The organism is Candidatus Firestonebacteria bacterium RIFOXYD2_FULL_39_29 (assembly GCA_001778375.1).
Taxonomy (GTDB): domain Bacteria; phylum Oederibacteriota; class D2-FULL-39-29; order D2-FULL-39-29; family D2-FULL-39-29; genus D2-FULL-39-29.
The window spans coordinates 16,936-34,732 of record MFGV01000062.1 but is presented as its reverse complement, the minus strand read 5'-3'; the positions used below and the strand labels follow the sequence as shown (position 1 = coordinate 34,732).

Genomic DNA, 17,797 nt, shown 5'->3' with positions numbered 1-17,797 from the left:
AACAAATTAAAATCATTTTTAGAATCACTAAGTTCTTCAGATAGAAATTTGTTTGTTAATGCAATGAGGGTTACTCATAAAATATTTGATAAATATAATGATAAAAGTGACGAAAACAAGTAAGCGAGGGACCTAAAATGAAAGATACAGATATTGCTTTAAAGAAATTCAGGTATTTTATGCTGGAATTTATACCTAGGACTTACAAACAATTAATGCCAAAAAATGACATGTTTGGTGATACCATTACGGTTTCTCAAATTAAGATATTAATGCTGTTTGATAGATGTTTGATATATAAGATGACGGAAATTTCCACATTATTGTCTATTTCTCCTGCTTCGGTTACTCGTAGTGTAAATAAATTATTAAAAGAAGGCTATTTTCAGAGACGATCTGATAATAAAGATAGAAGAGTAGTTGTAGTGGAATTAACAGCAAAAGGAAAGACATTATTGGCCTGGATTGTGAAGTATTACGAAAATAAAATTGCTGAATTGTTAAGTGGTCGAAGTGAGAAAGAAAAAGAAAACTTTTGTGGCTTGATTAATGGAGCGGTTATGTTATCCGAGTGTGCCGAGCATATGATGAATAACCAAATATTGACGCATGATAAATCGAGCCAAATTTCCGAAAAATAATTTAAATTATAAAGGAAGGTGCTATGAAAACAATAACGAATAATTGGATTGTTGTTTGGGGTTTTGCGATATGTATATTATTGCCTGGAGTATGTTTTGGTGAAAATGCTCTCACTTTTGAAGATTATTTATCTCAGGTAAAAGTAAAGAATCCTGATATAAAATCTGCGAATCTTTTTATAGATTCTATGGGCAAGAAGGTACTGCAAACGGGAATGGTTTATTCTCCAAGGCTAATTGGTGATTATTCATTTATAGATGACAGAAGCGGTTCAAGTTTGGGATCAACACTTCAACTAAATGAGACAGTTACAAATGTGTGGGACCTTAGCGTAAGCAAAAAGTGGGGTTCTGGCACAACAACAAGTGTCGGTTATTCAAATTCTATTAATGCTTTAGATCTTCAGTCTCCTTATGAAGTAATTCCGGGTGTTAGTTTGTCTAAATTTACGGCTTATGACATTCAATTTTATGCGAAAGTAGAACAATCGTTAATTAAGGATTTTATGTCAAAATATACAGAAGCGGGAATTAATAAAAATAAAGCAAGCGTTAAATCCGCCCAATATATTCAAATTTACAGTGCACAACAGATACTTTTAAAAGCACGCTCCATATACTTGGCGTTGTCTCTTTCCAGAGAAATTGTAAATTTTAGGAAAGCAGAATTACAGCGTGCCGAAGAAATATTGAAATGGAATGAAAACAGGGTTAATAATGATCTTGCAGATAAAGCGGATTTGTTGCAGGCAAAAGCATTTTTTAGGCAACGTCAGTTGAACCTTCAATTAGCCGTGGAAGATGAAAAAAAGACATGTTTGAATTTTAATAATATGCGAGGAAAATCATCAGATTCTGTGGAGGAAAATATAAGTGTCTTAAATGATATTGTTTCAAAGTATTCAAATGAGAATCTCACGCCTAAGGGACAACGGGCAGATGTACTTTCTGCTAAAAATACCAAAGCAAGCAGTGAGTATTTAAAGCTTGAAACAGAATATAGTTTATTGCCTGATTTAAATGTTTACGGAAAAGCGTCGTTGCATGGGCTTGATCTTTCAAATTCTGGTGCTTTTAACCAGGCAATCGGAGTGTATAAGCCTACATATTCAGTTGGTATTAATCTGATTGTGCCTTTAGACTTTTCTACGCCGGAGACTGTTAATAAAGGTTATGAACTGGATTATCAAGCATCAATAGAATCATTAAATAAAGCAGAGATATCATCAAAAAACGATTGGATAAATTTGACAGAAACCTGGAAGAATGTTAAAGAGCGAATAGTCTCTTCTTTAGATATAAAGAATATACAGACAGAAAGACTTGAATATGAGCGGCAAAGATTCCAAAAGGGAAGAACAACAATGTCTCAAATGGTAAATACTGAAAATGATCTTGATGACGCGACATTGAATTATTACCGGTATATTGTCGAACAGATTAGCATATATTTTGAGGCTGAGTTATATAATACCCAGCCCATCGAATAAAGGGGGTTTTATGAATTTAGCAAGTTTATCAATAAAAAGGCCATCGTTAATTATGTCTTTGGTTGTATTAATGCTTGTTATTGGATATATCTGTATGAATCGTATGAATGTTGAAATGTTCCCGGATATGACGTTTCCTATGGTCAGTGTCACAACGATATATTCCGGAGCCGGACCAAATGAATTGGAAACCCAGGTTTCGAAGGTATTGGAAGAGCAAATAAGTACAATATCAGGGTTAAAGAATGTTACTTCAACAAATCAAGACGGGGTCTCCGTAGTGCTGGCTGAGTTTCTTTATGAAACAGACGCCACATATGATGAGCAGCAGGTCAGGGATAAAATTTCACAGAGTAGAAACAAGCTCCCTGATGGGGTAGAAGAACCTGTCGTAAAGAGAGTTGATCCAGCCGACAGGCCGATTCTATCTTTAAGTATGTCTGCGGATCTTCCGCCTGCAAAATTATATGATCTTGCTGATACAACTGTTAAGAACGGGTTTGAGCAGGTACAAAATGTTGGAAAGGTTGAGATAATAGGCGGAACAAAAAGGGAAATTCATGTAATACTTGATAAGAGAAAACTTAAAGAATATGAAACAAGTATTTCTGCCGTTTCCTCAAAAATAAGCGGGAATAGCCAGAATATTCCAGTGGGAAAGGTGTCTCAGGGAGCTCGTGAATTGACATTCAGAAATATCGGCGAATTTCAAACTGTTAAGAAGATAGAAGATGTAGTCGTAAACTTTGTCGGCAGTGATGTTCCTGTAAAAGTAAAAAACCTTGGAGAAGTTAAAGACACGGTAGAAGAAATTAAGACAATTGGTTATCTGAATGGTAAATCATCAATACTTGTAAATATTTATAAGCAGTCTGGCACAAACACTGTTAATGTGGCCGATAGTGTTCTCAAGAAGACGAATAAACTTAACGATAGTCTTAAAAATATACAGGGATCTCCTAAATTAAATATAATTAAGGATAATTCAAAGGCGATAAAACTTAACTTGGTGGATATGCAAGAAACCATTTATATCGGTATTTTTCTTGCCATTATAGTAGTTTATTTATTTCTCGGCAATTTCCGTTCTACCTTTATTACAATCCTTGCCATTCCTACTAGTTTAATCGGGGCTTTTATTTTCATGTATTTATTTGGTTTTACAGTTAATATAATTACTTTGATGGCATTGTCGCTTGCCGTGGGATTATTGTTGGACGATGCTATTGTGGTAAGGGAAAATATATTTCGACATATGGAGAAGGGCGAAACTGCTGAAAAAGCCGCACAAACCGGTACAAATGAGGTTATGCTTGCTGTCATAGCAACAACATTAACAGTTATTGCAGTGTTTCTTCCGGTAGGTTTTTTACAGGGGATGATGGGGCAAATATTTAAACAATTTGGTCTTACAATGGTTTTTATCATGTGTATTTCATTGTTCGATGCTCTTACAGTAGCTCCTTTACTTTCTACATATCTTATGGGTAAGGTAGTCCCTAACGGTAAGAAAAACAGATCGTTTTGGTCGGCGATTATACATGCACCTGCAGAATGGTTTAATAAAGTTCAGGATTATATGGAAAACATCTATGAAAAAATAATCAGAGTTACTCTTAAACATAAATTATTAACAGTAATATCAGTAATTTTGATATTTATTCTTAGCCTGAGTACGGTATTTAAAATACCAATGACATTCATGTCAGCTCAGGAAAACGGCGAATTTAGTGTAGATCTACAGGCAAAGCCGGGAACATCATTATCTCAGATGAATACATATACTTTAGAAATAGATGATCTTTTGAGGAAGGAAAAGGATATAGAGTTGGTGTCGACGACAGTCGGTAATTCAAATGGGGAGAGCAATGTAGGATCTTTATTCGTAAAGATGGTCCCATTTAATAAAAGGAAAGTGACGACATCCGGCATGAAAGAACACATAAGAAAGTTTCTTATCCCTTATAAAGATGCTCTTAATCCAAGCGTAAATGACGAGGGCATGGGCGGCTCAAAATCTTTTGATATGGTTTTGACAGGAAATGATCTTGATGAACTATCCAAGATTGCGGATTCTCTTATGATTAAATTTAAAAATATTCCGGGATTGGTTGATATGGATTGCAATTATAAACCCGGAAAACCTGAATTCCAGATTAAAATGGATCCTGAAAAAACGGCTAAATTTGGTGTTCAATCTGTTTCGGCAGGTATGGAACTTCGAGGAGCTGTTGATGGTATGCTCCCTGGTAAATACCGTGAAAAAGGGCTGGAATATGATATCAGAGTGTTGTTACAGGAAGATCAAAGAGATATGAGTAAAGAATTTAATTCTATGTATGTGCCTAATGTTAATATGCAATTAGTAAAACTTAAAAATATTGCAGATGGTGAATTGACTTCAGGTCCGCAGAAAATATACAAAAGAAATCGTTCGAGGTATATTGAGATCACGGCAAATCTTGATAAAACAGGAGCCATTGGTAATATTACTTCAGCGGCGAAACAGATCATGGTAAATGAAAAACTGCCCGAAGGGGTAGGTTATGAATTTACAGGTTCATCAGAGGATTTTTCAGATTTAACAAAAAATATGATGATAGCTGCTGTCCTCGCTGTTATTTTTGTGTACCTTATACTGGTAAGCCTGTATGAATCCTTAATTATTCCATTTACTATTATGACAGCATTACCTCTTTCAATTATTGGGGGACTATTAGCGCTTTTTGTGACAAATCAAGGACTTGATCTGTTTGGTATGATAGGTTTTATTATGCTGCTTGGGCTTTCAGCAAAGAATTCGATACTGCTGGTAGATTTTACACAGAAGCTTATGAGGAGAGGATTGTCAAGAGAAGAATCATTAATAGAAGCCGGCAAAACCAGATTTAGACCTATTCTTATGACTACTGTCGCATTAATCGCAGGCATGTTGCCGCTAGCATTAGCGCTTAGTGAAATGGGGAGTTTCCGGAAAAGTATGGGTATTGCGGTTATCGGCGGATTAATAAGTTCAACTTTTCTTACACTTATTGTAGTCCCGGCAATATTTGGTTATCTAGACACATTCCGTTTATGGACAAGAAAATTATTTGGAAGACCTGCGGAAAGAAAAATTGATTTGGTTAAAGAGTAAAAGGAGGATATATGGCTATCAAAAATGTAAAAGTATCAACAGGTACGGCTTCAACAGCGGGAAGTGTTTCGCTGGCGTTGAAGAGCAGTATCAGCAAGGAAAAGTTGCTTAAAGAGATCGAGAAAAAGGCGTATGAGCTTTTTCTTAACAGAAAAGGCCGACATGGGAATGATTTGAATGATTGGCTGGAAGCGGAGAAAATAGTTAAGAAGCAGTACAAAATATAGGACTGGAATGATATGTGATTGTTTTTGCCTTTTGGTAGTGACCTGCCTATTTAAAAATGAATTTTCTTTCTAAAACGCGTTGTAATATAACGCTAAATCCTTCCCCCTATTGTACTATGGTCATCGATGTTAGCTTAGTTGGAGGAGGGACATTCCCAAGACCGGGGGAAGTTTCCCTGGCGCATAACGGTGTTCTCTTTTTGGACGAGCTCCCCGAGTTCGGAAAAAGCGTTCTTGAGGTTTTGCGCCAGCCTTTGGAAGACGGTTTTGTGACAGTCACCAGAGCCGCTGCAGCTGTTACTTATCCTGCGAGGTTCATGCTCGTGGCAGCGCTTAACCCGTGTCCCTGTGGATATTATGGCGATGGCAGGAAAGGTTGCAAATGTAATATGCATGAGATACAAAGGTATTTGAAGAAAATATCCGGCCCGTTATTAGACCGTATTGATATACATATAGAAGTGCCTGCGGTGAAATACCAGCAGTTATCAACCGAAGCCGTAGGCGATAGCTCGGAGATGATAAAGAAAAGGGTGAATGATGCGAGAAATATCCAGCGGGCAAGATTTTCGGGGACGAAGATCTACTGCAATGCTCATATGAGTTCACGGCATATAAAGAAGTTTTGCGTGTTGGACGAGGAAGGACATAGCCTCCTGAAGACGGCTATAGACAAATTTAATTTAAGTGGCAGGGCGTATGACAAGGTGCTGAAGGTATCGAGGACGATAGCTGATTTGGAGAAAGAGGAGAATATAAAGATTCAACATATATCCGAAGCCCTACAGTACAGGGGATTGGATAGGTACTTTTAAATTAGAGGTTTGGATGGTAAGATGGTTGGGAGGCTTAGCAAGAGCAAAGGAATTAGTCAAAAAAGCAATGTGCAAAAAATGCATATTGCAAAATTTAATAAGCTGGTGTGAGTGTTAAATTAATAGTCAAATGAATAGGCAGTTCTATTGACAAATTAATAGACATATGGTATACTTGTTTTAGAGGTGATGAAAATGATTACTATAAAAGCAGATACAACGCTGGTCGGGGTTTCAGAGCTTAGGAATAATATTGATAAGATAATAAAGGCAACGAGATATAACAATGTTATTCTTGAAAAGAGGCATAAACCGGTATTGGCTATTATGTCTATGGTTAAGTATGAGAAACTGCAGGAGCTTATTGAAGAACTTGAAGATAGGGAACTGGGATACGTTGCTCAAAAAAGAATGCAAAAAACGAAACTTTCTGAATATATAAGCCTTGATGAGGCTGAAAAACGGGTTGGGTTGAAAAAATGATATGGCAAGTCAAGATACATCCGCTTGTTTTTTCTGAAGACTTCAAAAAGATAGATAATGCTGATGTCCAAAAGATCATCAAAGCTATCCGAAAAAAACTTTCTGTTAATCCCCTGGAATTTGGCTCCCCGCTTAAAGGCAATCTTAAAGGTTTGTACAAGCTTAGAGTTGATTTTTATAGAATCATATATCAGATTGATTCCGAAAGAATCATTGTGCTTGTTGCAAAAGTGGGCAAAAGAAAGGATTTTGAGGTCTATGATGAAGTTCCAAAAAGGATGAAGCAAATATTGCCGGGAAGTTGAATGATAATTGTCTGCAACTTGTTCCCAAATGGAACAAGTTTAAATGAAAGGTTCGCACATAGTTAATTGAACAAGGGAATAATTATTGTTTGAATCATATAATGAGATAGCCCAGAAGTATAAAAAACCTGCACTTAAGTATGAAAGAAGCCTGATCTCGCTTGCCAAGAAAGGAAAAAAATCAGCAAGAGACGAACTTCTTTATTATCAAATAGGCTTTTTATTGTACAGGGTTAAAAACATACTTTATCCTTCTGTATTGAAGTACTATGGTGAAGATATTCTTCAGGAATGCTTTGATTTAGCTTTAAAGAAAATTGACACATATAATTTAAGATACAGGGATAAAAAAGGCAATTTGAAGCCGGTTTACTTCAGGTCCTATATTTGGAAAGGCATTACCGGTGTTATTGTCAGTTCGATAAAAAAAAGAAAAGAAATCCTGTTTTCGGAATTATCCGATAACTATGAAAACACAATTTAAATACTGGTTTTATAGTCTGTTATCCTCTATAGCTGGTTGCGAATGTCGCCCTGAGGCCAGATTTCTTAAAACAAGCAAATCAGCCTTAAATAATAAAACTAAATCCTTCCCCCTATTGTAATATGGTTATCGATGTTAGCCTTGTTGGAGGCGGGACATTCCCGCGTCCCGGAGAAGTATCACTGGCGCATAACGGAGTACTTTTTCTGGATGAACTCCCGGAGTTCGGGAAAAGCGTTCTTGAAGTTCTTCGCCAGCCTTTGGAAGACGGCTTTGTGACAGTCACGAGAGCCTCTGCAGCAGTTACGTATCCCGCAAGGTTTATGCTCGTTGCCGCGCTTAATCCGTGCCCGTGCGGGTACTACGGGGACGGAAGGAAAGGCTGCAAGTGTAATATGCACGAGATACAGAGGTATCTGAAGAAAATATCCGGCCCGTTACTCGACAGAATTGATATTCATATAGAAGTTCCTGCCGTGAAATACCAGCAGTTATCAACGGAAGCAACCGATGATAGTTCTGCGCTTTGGACGAAGAGGGTCACAGCCTACTCAAGACTGCTATAGATAAATTTAATCTAAACGGAAGAGCATACGACAAAGTGCTGAAGGTATCAAGAACGATAGCGGATTTAGAAACAAGTGAAAATATATTAGTACAGCATATATCTGAAGCACTGCAGTAAAGGGGGTTGGATAGGTATTTCTAAAGGAAATTACAGGAATAATGTCAGTTTTCGGAAGTTGCAGGAAGAAATAAGATGCTTGACAGCATGTTTCATATTTGATACACTATTGTCATAATTATGAAAAGCAAGATAAACCTTTTAGAACAGCTAAAAATGTTGCCCCATTTCGATAAAAATACTGTATATCAGCTTGGCATGCAGTTGGGGCTTGAAAATACAACGATTGACACTTATATCAGCAGATTTATAAAACACAAAGAACTGTTACAGCTCAAAAAGGGGCTATATGTGACTATGGATTATTTTGAAAAAAACAAATCAGAGATTTCATATTCGTTTTATCTTGCGAATATCATCCGCACACCGTCTTATGTTAGTTCGTGGACTGCCTTGCAGTATTATAATCTCGCTACTGAAGCAATTTACTCCGTTACTTCAGTTACACCAAAGGTCACAAGAGATTACCGGACAAAAGCAGGTAACTTTGCCTATCAGTCGATTAAAAAAGACCTTTTTTCGGGTTTTTCTTTGATAAAAGGAAAATTTGATTTTTTTATAGCTTCACCATCAAAAGCGTTATTTGATTTGTTGTATTTTAGAACTCGTCAGTTTCGCGGCATTAAGACAGAGAAAATTAAAACATTGATAGAAGAACTGCGGATAGATATTGATGAAATGGATAAGGATGAACAGAAAATATTTTATAAAATGATAGAAAAATATGAGTGAACAGATTTCGACAATGCTAAAAAGAAAACTTGATGATCTTGGCGGTGTTGACGCTGAAACACGTCGCAATGCCTTCAAGGAAGAGCTGCAGTTTTATATTCTAAATTTCATTTACCACCATCCGGAATACAAAAAGTGGATTATGTATGGTGGCTCCGCTCTTCGCATAATACACGGACTTGATCGTATGTCTGTAGATCTGGATTTCGAAGTTTCTTTCGCGATAACGGAGAAGTTTTTAGAGGAGTTAAAGAAAGAAATTGAATACTACTTCATTAATACATATAGAGCCGGGGCCGATTTTCTTACCGTAAAAATAGCCAATGGCAGAGGGCTTCTTCTGAAATTTCATGTCGGAGAGGAGTTAAGCGCCGGGCACACGTCAAAACAGGTGCATGTGAAAATTGACCTCAACCATTTTATGCCTCCTAAAACCGTTACTGAGCGCCGGCCGATAAATCGCGATCAACTTTCTTTTGTCATTATTACCTATAACATGTCTGCGCTTATGGCGAGTAAACTTGCCGCTATTTTTCTGCGTGGTTCCCGTCGCGAAGGGAAAGAGATTTTTGAAGAAAAAGGGCGTGATATCTATGATCTCCTCTGGTATATGGGCAAAAAGGCAGTGCCGGATTTCGATTATCTCATAGCCAAAAGCATTGATATAAAAGATCCGCGCGTACTTTTTGACAAACTAACTCTTCAAATGAACAAAGTGAGTGATGAAAATCTCAAACAGGACCTTGAACCTTTATTTGTAGAAAAAACCTATATTCAGAATTGGCTCGCAAATTGGAGAGAGAGCTATCTGCTACTTTTGGGCGAATATAGTATCAATACAGTAACAGAGCTTGAAGATATAACGGTGCATCAGGATTTTTATACCGACAATTATTCTTTTGTATATCGGTATAAAACGGAAGAGAACAGAGCCGTGCGGATTATCTATACTATCAGCGATTATTGGATTGAGGATCGCGAGGGTGATTTAACGACGAAAACAAACGAAAAAATAATCCAACTGGTCGAAGGAGAGATGAAGAATCAGTTGAGTAATAAATTAAAGCAGTATGTTGCCTTGTTCTATGAGAAAACAGAGGCATATTTAAAAAAAACAAATAGAATAATGCTTGGCAATAGTATAGCCACCAAATTTATCCGAATGACCGCCAACAATTTAAATCAGAAAGAACAGATTCTGCTTAATAAATCTGCTCTGCTCTCCTGTGAGTTAGATGATTTATTAAAATAAATATGATTTAGTCAGAGTGCTTATGCAAAAATGGGTTAAAGACGGATGGCTTGTAATGACAGATCTATCTAAACGAGCAAGGTCATACGGTTTATCGGCACAATATCGGCAATTTGTCGGAAATTTAACGGCAATAGATAAGTAGAAAGACAGGATACCATAATTAAACAAAAAAGAGTTGATAAAAGCAATTTGCTTAATTTGGTTGTAGATTAGATATTTTCAAGAGCAAAGAAATTAGTCAAAAAAGCAGTGTGCAGAAAATGCACGTTGCAAAATCTGATAAGTCGATTCACTCAGTCTTGACACTTTTTGTCGCAGAGAGCAAATCTGCTGACAAAGAGCGCATGATTGGTCTAATACTTATGTTATTGAAAAGATAAAGCAAAAACTATGTGTTCCGGGAAATAATTATTGTTTGAATCATATAACGAGATAGCTCAGAAGTATAAAAAACCTACACTTAAGTTTGAAAGACGCCTGATATCACTTGCAAAAAAAGGAAAAAAATCAGCAAGAGAGGATCTTCTGTATTATCAAATGGGGTTTTTATTGTTTAGAATTAAAAAAATGCTTTATCCTTCTGTATTGAAGTATTATGGTGAAGATATTATTCAGGAATGCTTTGATTTAGCTTTAAAGAAAATTGACACATATAATTTAAGATACAGGGATAAAAAAGGCAATTTGAAACCGGTTTACTTCAGGTCCTATATTTGGAAAGGCATTACCGGTGTTATTGTCAGTTCGATAAAAAAAAGAAAAGAAATCCGATTTTCAGAAATGTTTGATAATTATGAAAACACAATATAACTGCCGGTTTTCATCTATACTGCCAGTACTATTGCTGACTTTTTTATGGTTCCTCCCGGATACTTTCTAATATTTTATGACGTTAGACCGAAGAAACCCCGGGTACTAAACCCAAAGAGTCCTTTTAAATATACAATAATGTACGGCTAAAGATATTTGCAAAATATTGACTTATTTTCATCGGAAAGAAATGAGAAAAAAGTCAGAATAAACACGAATTAACCACTTCTGAAGTATAAATAATATATGTAAAATCTAATATCGGAATATGATCTTGATAAAATGTTCACAACGATCAAACGACTTGATTGTTGGACTTTAATGCACAACAGGGGGAAATATGGGTAAAGAAGGAACGAAAATAGCAGGAGTAGATGTTAAGGATTTGATAAAGGATTTAAACAGGGCATATTGCGATGAATGGCTTGCTTACTATTCATGGTGGTATATGTCAAAAGTTGTTACGGGCCCGGGATATGAAGATATGAGCGAATTTTTGGAGAAAATATCTAAGGACGAAGAAGAGCATGCGTCGGAAGTTGCTACCAGGATAATAGAATTAGGCGGACTGCCTACTTCTAATCCGATGGAGCTTGAAAAGAATGCGAACGCGCTATATCCTAAACCGCCCAAAGGAACAGCGGATTATGACGGGATTATAAAAACAGTAACAGAAGCGGAAGCAGGCGCCATAGATGTTTATAATAAAATTGCGGCAAAAACTTTCGGTAAAGATCATGTTACATATCAGCTTGTAACACATATTCTTGCCGAAGAAGTTAAGCACGAAGAGATGTTTGAAGATCTTCTAAGATAGTCTTAAATGTGCTGTTTCTTATGGCGCAATATTGTTAATGTTAAAAATGGCGTATGGAATTCTTATATGGAGGAAAAATGAACGTAAAAAACAGATTAGAGATATATAAATGCTCGGTTTGCGGCAATGTTGTAGAAGTAATATTTGCGGGTGGCGGCGAACTTGTTTGCTGCGGTAAGCCGATGATATTGCAGATAGAAAACACGGTGGATGCGTCGAAAGAGAAACATCTGCCGGTGATAGAAAAAACGGCGGATGGCTATAAAGTTAAGGTGGGCTCAGTTCCCCATCCGATGGAAGAAAAACATTTTATAACAATGATAGAGTTAACCGTTGACGGTAATGTTTGTACAAAGATACTGAAACCCGGGGAAGCACCGGAAGCAATTTTTTGCGTTAAAGGTTCTGTGGCTTCTGCAAGAGAATACTGCAGTCTTCACGGCCTTTGGAAAGTTTAATAGCATAATACATGTTTCTTTTTGAGGATAAAACCGGGATAGGTATCGACAACCTTGAAATTGAGTGGTACAGGGTCAGCAGCAGGGGTAAGGCTTTAAAGCTTACGGCTGCGGAGCACAACCCATGCCTGACCGGTTACTTCGGGGGGTAATATTTGTTTGATAAATCGAAACAGTTATGATAAGATAAATTACATTAATTATGTTGGTTTTTCAAGGAGGTGTAGATGGAGATGCAAATGTTTCTTTTATCTGTTATTGCTGTTTGCCTGGTGATTTTGACAGTATTTCTGGCAGTATTCTTTTTTTATTTAGGAAAGTTATTAAGGATCATAGGGGAGATTGCTTCGAAAGTTAATAAAAATATGGACAAAATAGAAACCATAGTTAATGAAGTGGAAAATATTGTGCAACAAGCAAAAGAATCTGTTTTGCGTGTTTCTGAGTTTACTAGGAATCCTCTTACTGGTTTTTTATCATTTATAACAGGGATAATACAGGGATTTAGAGCTAAAAAAAGAGATGATACTGAAGATTTTGATACGGTGTAAAGGAGGAAAATTATATGTCAGAAAATAAAAACGTTTTGAACGGAGTGATGCTTTTTGTGGCGGGGGTTGTAGTCGGCGGTGTTCTTGGAGTGTTATTTGCTCCACAATCCGGTAAAGACACAAGAAAGCAAATAAAAAAATGGACTGATGATGCAAAAGAAAAAGCCCAAGAATCATTCAGCGAGTTAGTAGAAAAAGGTGAAAATCTGGTTGAAAAAGGAAAAGAAAGATATAGTAAAATAAAAAAAGCAGTAACAGAGTAATAAATATTGATTTACTTTCGAAAATAATTTAATAGTTTCTTAAAGTTAAATAGATAAATGATAGAGGTGCCATCCGAACTTATGTTTGGATGGCATTTTTTAATGTATTATTCATATCTTTTTCTGGGAAAGCGCAATGCAAAAAAATTCTTTACATATAGGTTATCTTAGTGTATATTACAAATAAATAGTTTATTCCAGATTTAATGAAAAATAAATTCTTATTATTCCCTCGAATAATAAAAGTAATTCATTATTCCAATAAAGAGATAATGACTCAGAAAGGACAGTGATAATATGCCGAAATATAAAGACTTTGATCTTCCGGTAGAAGTATGCGGGGTAAAATTTAGAAATCCCTTCTATGTCTCCTCCGGCCCGACTACAATGACCATTGAGCAGGTCGAACGGATCCGCGACATGGGTTGGGGCGGAGCCAGTTTAAAGCTTACGGTTTATCCTCTTCCATATATTAACCGAGTGCCGAGGTATGGATATTACCCGGACAAAACTTTTCTTTCTTTTACGGCTGAAAAACGACTTCTTCTTGATGAACTATTAAAACTTATTGATAAAAGTAAAAAACGGGCGCCTGAACTTGTAATATATGCCAATATAACTTATGCCGGGGAAGAAGGCCCTTCAGGCTGGGCAAAAATGGCAAAACAGTGCGAAGCAGCGGGTGCCGATATAATTGAGCTTAATATGTGCTGTCCGAACATGTCCTTTAATGTCGAAGTTTCAGGAAAAGATACAGGCGGACCGAAAACCGGTGCCAGCATGGGAAAAGAAAAAGAAGTGGCTACCGAGGTTGTTAGAACGGTTAAAAATGCCTTAAAGATTCCGCTTTTTGTAAAACTAACTCCTGAGGGTGGACAGATTGCCCAGATAGCAAAATCTCTTTTCAGTGTCGGCGCAGATGCCGTCGGCGGTACAGCCAACCGTTTGGGAATACCTCCTATAAATCTTGATGCTCCGAATCGTTCAATGTATTACCTGCAGAAAGAAATAGGTATGGCGTGTATGAACGGCCCCTGGCTTAAACCGCTTGGACTTCGGGATGTTTATGAAATGAGAAAATCAGTTGGGCCTGATAAAATACTTACTGGTGTCGGAGGAGTTACCAATTGGAACGATGCCGTTGAGATGGCTATGTGCGGAGCGGATTTAGTCGGCCTTTGTACCGCCACCATCGTATCCGGTTTTGGATTTATGCCTGAGTTTATTCATGGCGTAAAGAAATACATGAAAGAAAAAGGCTATAAAAAATTCCGTGATATGAGAGATCTTCTTGTTCCGGAGATCACCTCTGCTCCGAATCTTACTATATATGAAGGTCATGCCCGTTTAAAAGATACCCGTCCTGTAGCGCCTTGCGTCTATACTTGTCCCAATTCGGTTCCGGCCCAGGGTTATATCAGGAGAGTGGCCGAGGAAGAATTTGAAGAAGCATATCAGCTTATAATGTCAAAATCCCCCCTTCAGTCAATTTGCGGTGAGATTTGCGACCATCCCTGTGAAAAGGAATGCACGCGCGGTATTAAAGACGAACCGGTTATGATCAGGGCGATTAAGCGTTTTGTTTTGGATATCGCGGAAAAAGAAGGCTGGAAGCCTAAGATCTTAAATAAAAAAGGAAAAAGTAAATTAACAAAAGTCGCTGTTATCGGCTCGGGGCCCGCGGGAATTGCCGCTGCTTATGATCTGGCCCGGGCGGGATATAAGGTAACTATTATAGAAGCGGCTTCGAAAACAGGAGGCATGCTTCGTTATGGTATTCCGGCTTTTCGTCTGGAAGAGAAAACGCTGGATAAAGAGATCGGTGTTATAGAAAAAATGGGCGTGAAGATTTTAACCGGAAAAGTTTTTGGAAAAGATGTTACGCTTGCTTCCTTGCGAAAAGAAGACTATAAGGCGTTTTTCCTCGGTATTGGCGCGGCCAAAGGCATAAAGCCCGGTATTCCCGGAGAGGATGCAAAAGGGTCTTTTATTGCAATAGATTTCCTGAAAGATGCAGCTGAAGGTAAAAAACCAGAGATCGGTAAGAAAGTTGCCGTGATCGGCGGCGGATTTACGGCCATGGATTCGGCCAGGACTGCCCGCCGGCTTGGCGCGGAAGAGGTTTTTGTATTATATAGAAGGACCAAGGATGAAATGCCTGCGACTGAGGAAGAGGTTCAAGAAGCAGAGGAAGAAGGTATAAAGATAATGTACCTTGTTTCAGCCAAAGAAGTTAAAATAGAAAAAGGCAAGGTGAAAGCTGTCCGCCTTTTAAATTATGTTCTTGGGCAAAAAGACTTTAGCAACAGAAGAAAACCTGTTGAAGTTCCGGGAACCGAATTTGACCTGGATGTTGATTCGATAATATTTGCGATCGGTCAGGAAGCTGTTTCCGGGGAAATAAAATTATCCAAAAAAGGCACGATTGAAGTTGATGATAAAACCTGCCGGTCTTCTATGAAAGATGTATATGCAGGCGGAGATTGCGTTCTGGGACCGAAAGATGTTATAAGCGCCGTGGCTATGGGTAAGCGCGCTGCGGTTTCGATCGATAAATACCTTTCCGGAAAAGATGCTTTCCTTGAATATCCTCCGGCGCAGGTCGAAGTTGATAAAGAAGCTGTTCTTATGAGGCATGGTCAGGAACCAAGGTTTAAGAGGCAACACGAAAATAAAACAGCTCCTGAAAAGCGTGTTGAAAATTTCCGGGGGTATATAAAAGTATTGACCAAAGAAGAGGCCGTTAAAGAAGCAAGCCGGTGCATGGCCTGCGGCTGCGGCGAAGGCTGCCAGATATGTTATGATATCTGCAAGATGTTTGCCTACAAGCTAAGCGACCAGGGCAGGGTAGAACTGGATGAAGAAAAATGCGTTGCCTGCGGAATGTGCCTCCATCGTTGTCCAAATGATGTAATAGAAATGATACAAACTTCAGATGGTGTGAAACAGAATATTAAGGTTAAAGCAAAATGTTGCGTGTAAAAGTTTTTACGGCAAGTTAAATCAACAGCATCTACTTTAAAACAGGAGGAACATTATGGCAAATGTATTGGCAGGTACCCCGGCCCCAAAACTTAGCAGCAGGCTTCGTGGAAAACAAATTCCGCATATCGGTGTTTTAAACCGCGACGAGTTGGAAGAAATAATTACCCTTGGAGAATGGTTTAGGGAAAACCGGTATGATATGACATATTCAGACCTTTTAAAGGGAAGGATCCAGGCGCTTTTATTTGTTTATGAATCTACCAGGACTCGCCTGGGTTTTGAAACTGCCATGGTACAGCTCGGGGGGAGCAATACTTATCTTGCCGTAAAAGATACACAGATGGGAAGAGGGGAGTCAATTGTAGATACTGCGCGCGCCCTAAATCAATATGTTGACGTTCTTTCCGGCCGTCTCTGGAAGCAGGAGGACATAGATCTTGCATGCCAGAATATGGATGTTCCGGTCCTTAATGCCTGCACTCCTCAGGATCATTCGACTCACGTACTCGGCGAACTTATGGCTATTAAACAAGCCAAAGGAAAATTAAAAGGATTAAATCTGGTTTATACAGGTATGGCTAGGGGTATTTTACATTCATTTATCCGGGTCTGCCCGGTACTTGGAATTAATCTTAACCTTGCGATTCCTGAGTCATATGCTAAAACAGTAAATAAAGATATTCTTGCCGAAGGTGTAGCACGGGCAAAAGCGGCAAATACAAGGCTGGATATTGTTACAGATCTTAAAAAAGCCGTAAAAGATGCAGATTTTATTCAAGCCAGTACGTTAATGCGCAGCATGCTTGCCGGTGAGCAGTCGCCTGAAGAAAAAGCGGTTGATGTTCCCAAATGGACAGTTACCAATGACGTTCTAAACTGCGCAAAAAAAGATGTACTATACAGTCACTCCGGTCCCGCGCACAGAGGTATCTGCGCTACGGATGAAGTTATGGACGGCCCTCGCTCAATAATCCCGCAGGAAGCGCGTAACGCAATTTTCTCCAAAAAAGCCCTGTTGGCATTAACTGTTAAATAAGAGTATTTTTGATCATTCATAAAAATTCTCCGGACCAGATTTACGCCTGGCATGGAGAAGTGCTACTCAATGAGTAACTCATAATTTATTGACTTTATCAGCCTTTTATAGTATATTCAAGTATCGTCCGGTTTAACCCGGACGGTTTTTGTTGAAGGTTAATTGGTGAAAGCATAGATTCTTTGGTAGCTCTCCGCCTCCGGCGGACGACTGTCGGAAGGTATCAGCAATGTCTTCTTTAAGCGGAGAATTTTATGTTGTTTTATGTGTATGTTTTAGAAAGTCAACTAAATGCAAAAAGATATATTGGATCTACGTCTAAAGATCCTCAAATAAGGCTTAAAGAACATAATAACGGCAGTAATAAATGGACAAAGGCAAATAAACCGTTTGTTTTGATCCATGTGGAAGAGTTTAGTAATCAAAAAGAAGCACTGCAGAGAGAAATTTTCTTGAAATCAGGCAAGGGTAGAGATTATCTTGAACACCATATTCCTCGGTAGCTCAATGGTGGAGCATTCGACTGTTAATCGAAGGGTTCCTGGTTCGAGTCCAGGCCGGGGAGCCAAAATTCCAAAACCGCCGGTGAAAACCACGGCGGTTTTTTCATTAGGCGAAACAAAT

19 protein-coding genes, 1 tRNA gene and 1 pseudogene (1 of these 21 cut by a window edge) are annotated in these 17,797 nt (G+C 38.1%); all 21 read left to right on the top strand.

The features are described from left to right. Nucleotides 1-44: pseudogene (locus A2536_08885) on the top strand (hypothetical protein) (it extends 280 nt beyond the left edge of the window). 93 nt (nt 45-137) lie between these two features. After that, complete coding sequence (locus tag A2536_08880; GenBank protein OGF45490.1) at nt 138-641, top strand: hypothetical protein; 504 nt, start codon at nt 138-140, stop codon at nt 639-641. Nucleotides 642-664: 23 nt separating this feature from the next. Further along, complete coding sequence (locus A2536_08875; protein OGF45489.1) at nt 665-2,131, top strand: hypothetical protein; 1,467 nt, start codon at nt 665-667, stop codon at nt 2,129-2,131. A 10-nt stretch (nt 2,132-2,141) separates the two neighbouring features. After that, nucleotides 2,142-5,267 carry a hypothetical protein gene (locus A2536_08870; protein OGF45488.1) on the top strand — a complete coding sequence of 1,042 codons (3,126 nt, stop codon included), beginning with the start codon at nt 2,142-2,144 and terminating at the stop codon, nt 5,265-5,267. Between the two features lie 11 nt (nt 5,268-5,278). Further along, complete coding sequence (locus tag A2536_08865) at nt 5,279-5,494, top strand: hypothetical protein (protein ID OGF45487.1); 216 nt, start codon at nt 5,279-5,281, stop codon at nt 5,492-5,494. 200 nt (nt 5,495-5,694) lie between these two features. Then, a complete protein-coding gene (locus A2536_08860; GenBank protein OGF45486.1) occupies nt 5,695-6,309 on the top strand; it encodes a hypothetical protein in 615 nt (204 codons plus the stop codon). 195 nt (nt 6,310-6,504) lie between these two features. Continuing rightward, nucleotides 6,505-6,792: a hypothetical protein gene (locus A2536_08855; protein OGF45485.1), complete on the top strand. Its 288-nt coding sequence runs from the start codon at nt 6,505-6,507 to the stop codon at nt 6,790-6,792. Further along, nucleotides 6,789-7,097, top strand: a complete 309-nt coding sequence (locus A2536_08850) for a hypothetical protein (GenBank protein ID OGF45484.1) — start codon at nt 6,789-6,791, stop codon at nt 7,095-7,097. Before A2536_08855 ends, A2536_08850 begins: the two co-directional genes overlap by 4 nt. Nucleotides 7,098-7,182: 85 nt before the next feature. Then, nucleotides 7,183-7,581, top strand: coding sequence for a hypothetical protein (locus A2536_08845; protein ID OGF45483.1), 399 nt, complete (start codon nt 7,183-7,185; stop codon nt 7,579-7,581). A gap of 122 nt (nt 7,582-7,703) precedes the next feature. After that, the gene (locus A2536_08840; protein ID OGF45482.1) at nt 7,704-8,147 is read left to right on the top strand and encodes a hypothetical protein; all 444 of its coding nucleotides are present in this window, start codon (nt 7,704-7,706) and stop codon (nt 8,145-8,147) included. Between the two features lie 239 nt (nt 8,148-8,386). After that, nucleotides 8,387-8,998 carry a hypothetical protein gene (locus A2536_08835; GenBank protein OGF45481.1) on the top strand — a complete coding sequence of 204 codons (612 nt, stop codon included), beginning with the start codon at nt 8,387-8,389 and terminating at the stop codon, nt 8,996-8,998. Further along, nucleotides 8,991-10,250, top strand: a complete 1,260-nt coding sequence (locus A2536_08830) for a hypothetical protein (protein OGF45480.1) — start codon at nt 8,991-8,993, stop codon at nt 10,248-10,250. The genes A2536_08835 and A2536_08830 overlap by 8 nt, the downstream gene beginning before the upstream one ends. 414 nt (nt 10,251-10,664) lie before the next feature. Next, nucleotides 10,665-11,063 (top strand): hypothetical protein, encoded by a 399-nt coding sequence (locus A2536_08825; GenBank protein OGF45479.1) that lies wholly within the window; start codon nt 10,665-10,667, stop codon nt 11,061-11,063. 340 nt (nt 11,064-11,403) lie between these two features. Next, nucleotides 11,404-11,880 (top strand): hypothetical protein, encoded by a 477-nt coding sequence (locus tag A2536_08820; protein ID OGF45478.1) that lies wholly within the window; start codon nt 11,404-11,406, stop codon nt 11,878-11,880. 77 nt (nt 11,881-11,957) lie between these two features. Next, the gene (locus A2536_08815; GenBank protein OGF45477.1) at nt 11,958-12,338 is read left to right on the top strand and encodes a desulfoferrodoxin; all 381 of its coding nucleotides are present in this window, start codon (nt 11,958-11,960) and stop codon (nt 12,336-12,338) included. Nucleotides 12,339-12,565: 227 nt separating this feature from the next. After that, nucleotides 12,566-12,889 carry a hypothetical protein gene (locus A2536_08810; GenBank protein OGF45476.1) on the top strand — a complete coding sequence of 108 codons (324 nt, stop codon included), beginning with the start codon at nt 12,566-12,568 and terminating at the stop codon, nt 12,887-12,889. 14 nt (nt 12,890-12,903) lie between these two features. Then, complete coding sequence (locus A2536_08805; GenBank protein OGF45475.1) at nt 12,904-13,152, top strand: hypothetical protein; 249 nt, start codon at nt 12,904-12,906, stop codon at nt 13,150-13,152. A 297-nt stretch (nt 13,153-13,449) separates the two neighbouring features. Then, nucleotides 13,450-16,134 carry a hypothetical protein gene (locus tag A2536_08800; GenBank protein ID OGF45474.1) on the top strand — a complete coding sequence of 895 codons (2,685 nt, stop codon included), beginning with the start codon at nt 13,450-13,452 and terminating at the stop codon, nt 16,132-16,134. A 55-nt stretch (nt 16,135-16,189) separates the two neighbouring features. Beyond that, a complete protein-coding gene (locus tag A2536_08795) occupies nt 16,190-17,173 on the top strand; it encodes a hypothetical protein (GenBank protein ID OGF45473.1) in 984 nt (327 codons plus the stop codon). Between the two features lie 257 nt (nt 17,174-17,430). Then, on the top strand, nt 17,431-17,676 hold the full coding sequence (locus tag A2536_08790) for a hypothetical protein (GenBank protein ID OGF45498.1): 246 nt from the start codon (nt 17,431-17,433) through the stop codon (nt 17,674-17,676). Further along, nucleotides 17,667-17,741, top strand: a tRNA-Asn gene (locus A2536_08785). The genes A2536_08790 and A2536_08785 overlap by 10 nt, the downstream gene beginning before the upstream one ends. Nucleotides 17,742-17,797 lie beyond the last annotated feature (56 nt).

Coding starts and splice junctions, on each gene's coding strand:
- A2536_08800 (OGF45474.1), top strand. CDS start 13,450: ATGCCGAAATATAAAGACTTTGATCTTCCGGTAGAAGTATGCGGGGTA.
- A2536_08865 (OGF45487.1), top strand. CDS start 5,279: ATGGCTATCAAAAATGTAAAAGTATCAACAGGTACGGCTTCAACAGCG.
- A2536_08880 (OGF45490.1), top strand. CDS start 138: ATGAAAGATACAGATATTGCTTTAAAGAAATTCAGGTATTTTATGCTG.
- A2536_08810 (OGF45476.1), top strand. CDS start 12,566: ATGGAGATGCAAATGTTTCTTTTATCTGTTATTGCTGTTTGCCTGGTG.
- A2536_08840 (OGF45482.1), top strand. CDS start 7,704: ATGGTTATCGATGTTAGCCTTGTTGGAGGCGGGACATTCCCGCGTCCC.
- A2536_08805 (OGF45475.1), top strand. CDS start 12,904: ATGTCAGAAAATAAAAACGTTTTGAACGGAGTGATGCTTTTTGTGGCG.
- A2536_08815 (OGF45477.1), top strand. CDS start 11,958: ATGAACGTAAAAAACAGATTAGAGATATATAAATGCTCGGTTTGCGGC.
- A2536_08835 (OGF45481.1), top strand. CDS start 8,387: ATGAAAAGCAAGATAAACCTTTTAGAACAGCTAAAAATGTTGCCCCAT.
- A2536_08855 (OGF45485.1), top strand. CDS start 6,505: ATGATTACTATAAAAGCAGATACAACGCTGGTCGGGGTTTCAGAGCTT.
- A2536_08830 (OGF45480.1), top strand. CDS start 8,991: ATGAGTGAACAGATTTCGACAATGCTAAAAAGAAAACTTGATGATCTT.
- A2536_08875 (OGF45489.1), top strand. CDS start 665: ATGAAAACAATAACGAATAATTGGATTGTTGTTTGGGGTTTTGCGATA.
- A2536_08820 (OGF45478.1), top strand. CDS start 11,404: ATGGGTAAAGAAGGAACGAAAATAGCAGGAGTAGATGTTAAGGATTTG.
- A2536_08870 (OGF45488.1), top strand. CDS start 2,142: ATGAATTTAGCAAGTTTATCAATAAAAAGGCCATCGTTAATTATGTCT.
- A2536_08850 (OGF45484.1), top strand. CDS start 6,789: ATGATATGGCAAGTCAAGATACATCCGCTTGTTTTTTCTGAAGACTTC.
- A2536_08795 (OGF45473.1), top strand. CDS start 16,190: ATGGCAAATGTATTGGCAGGTACCCCGGCCCCAAAACTTAGCAGCAGG.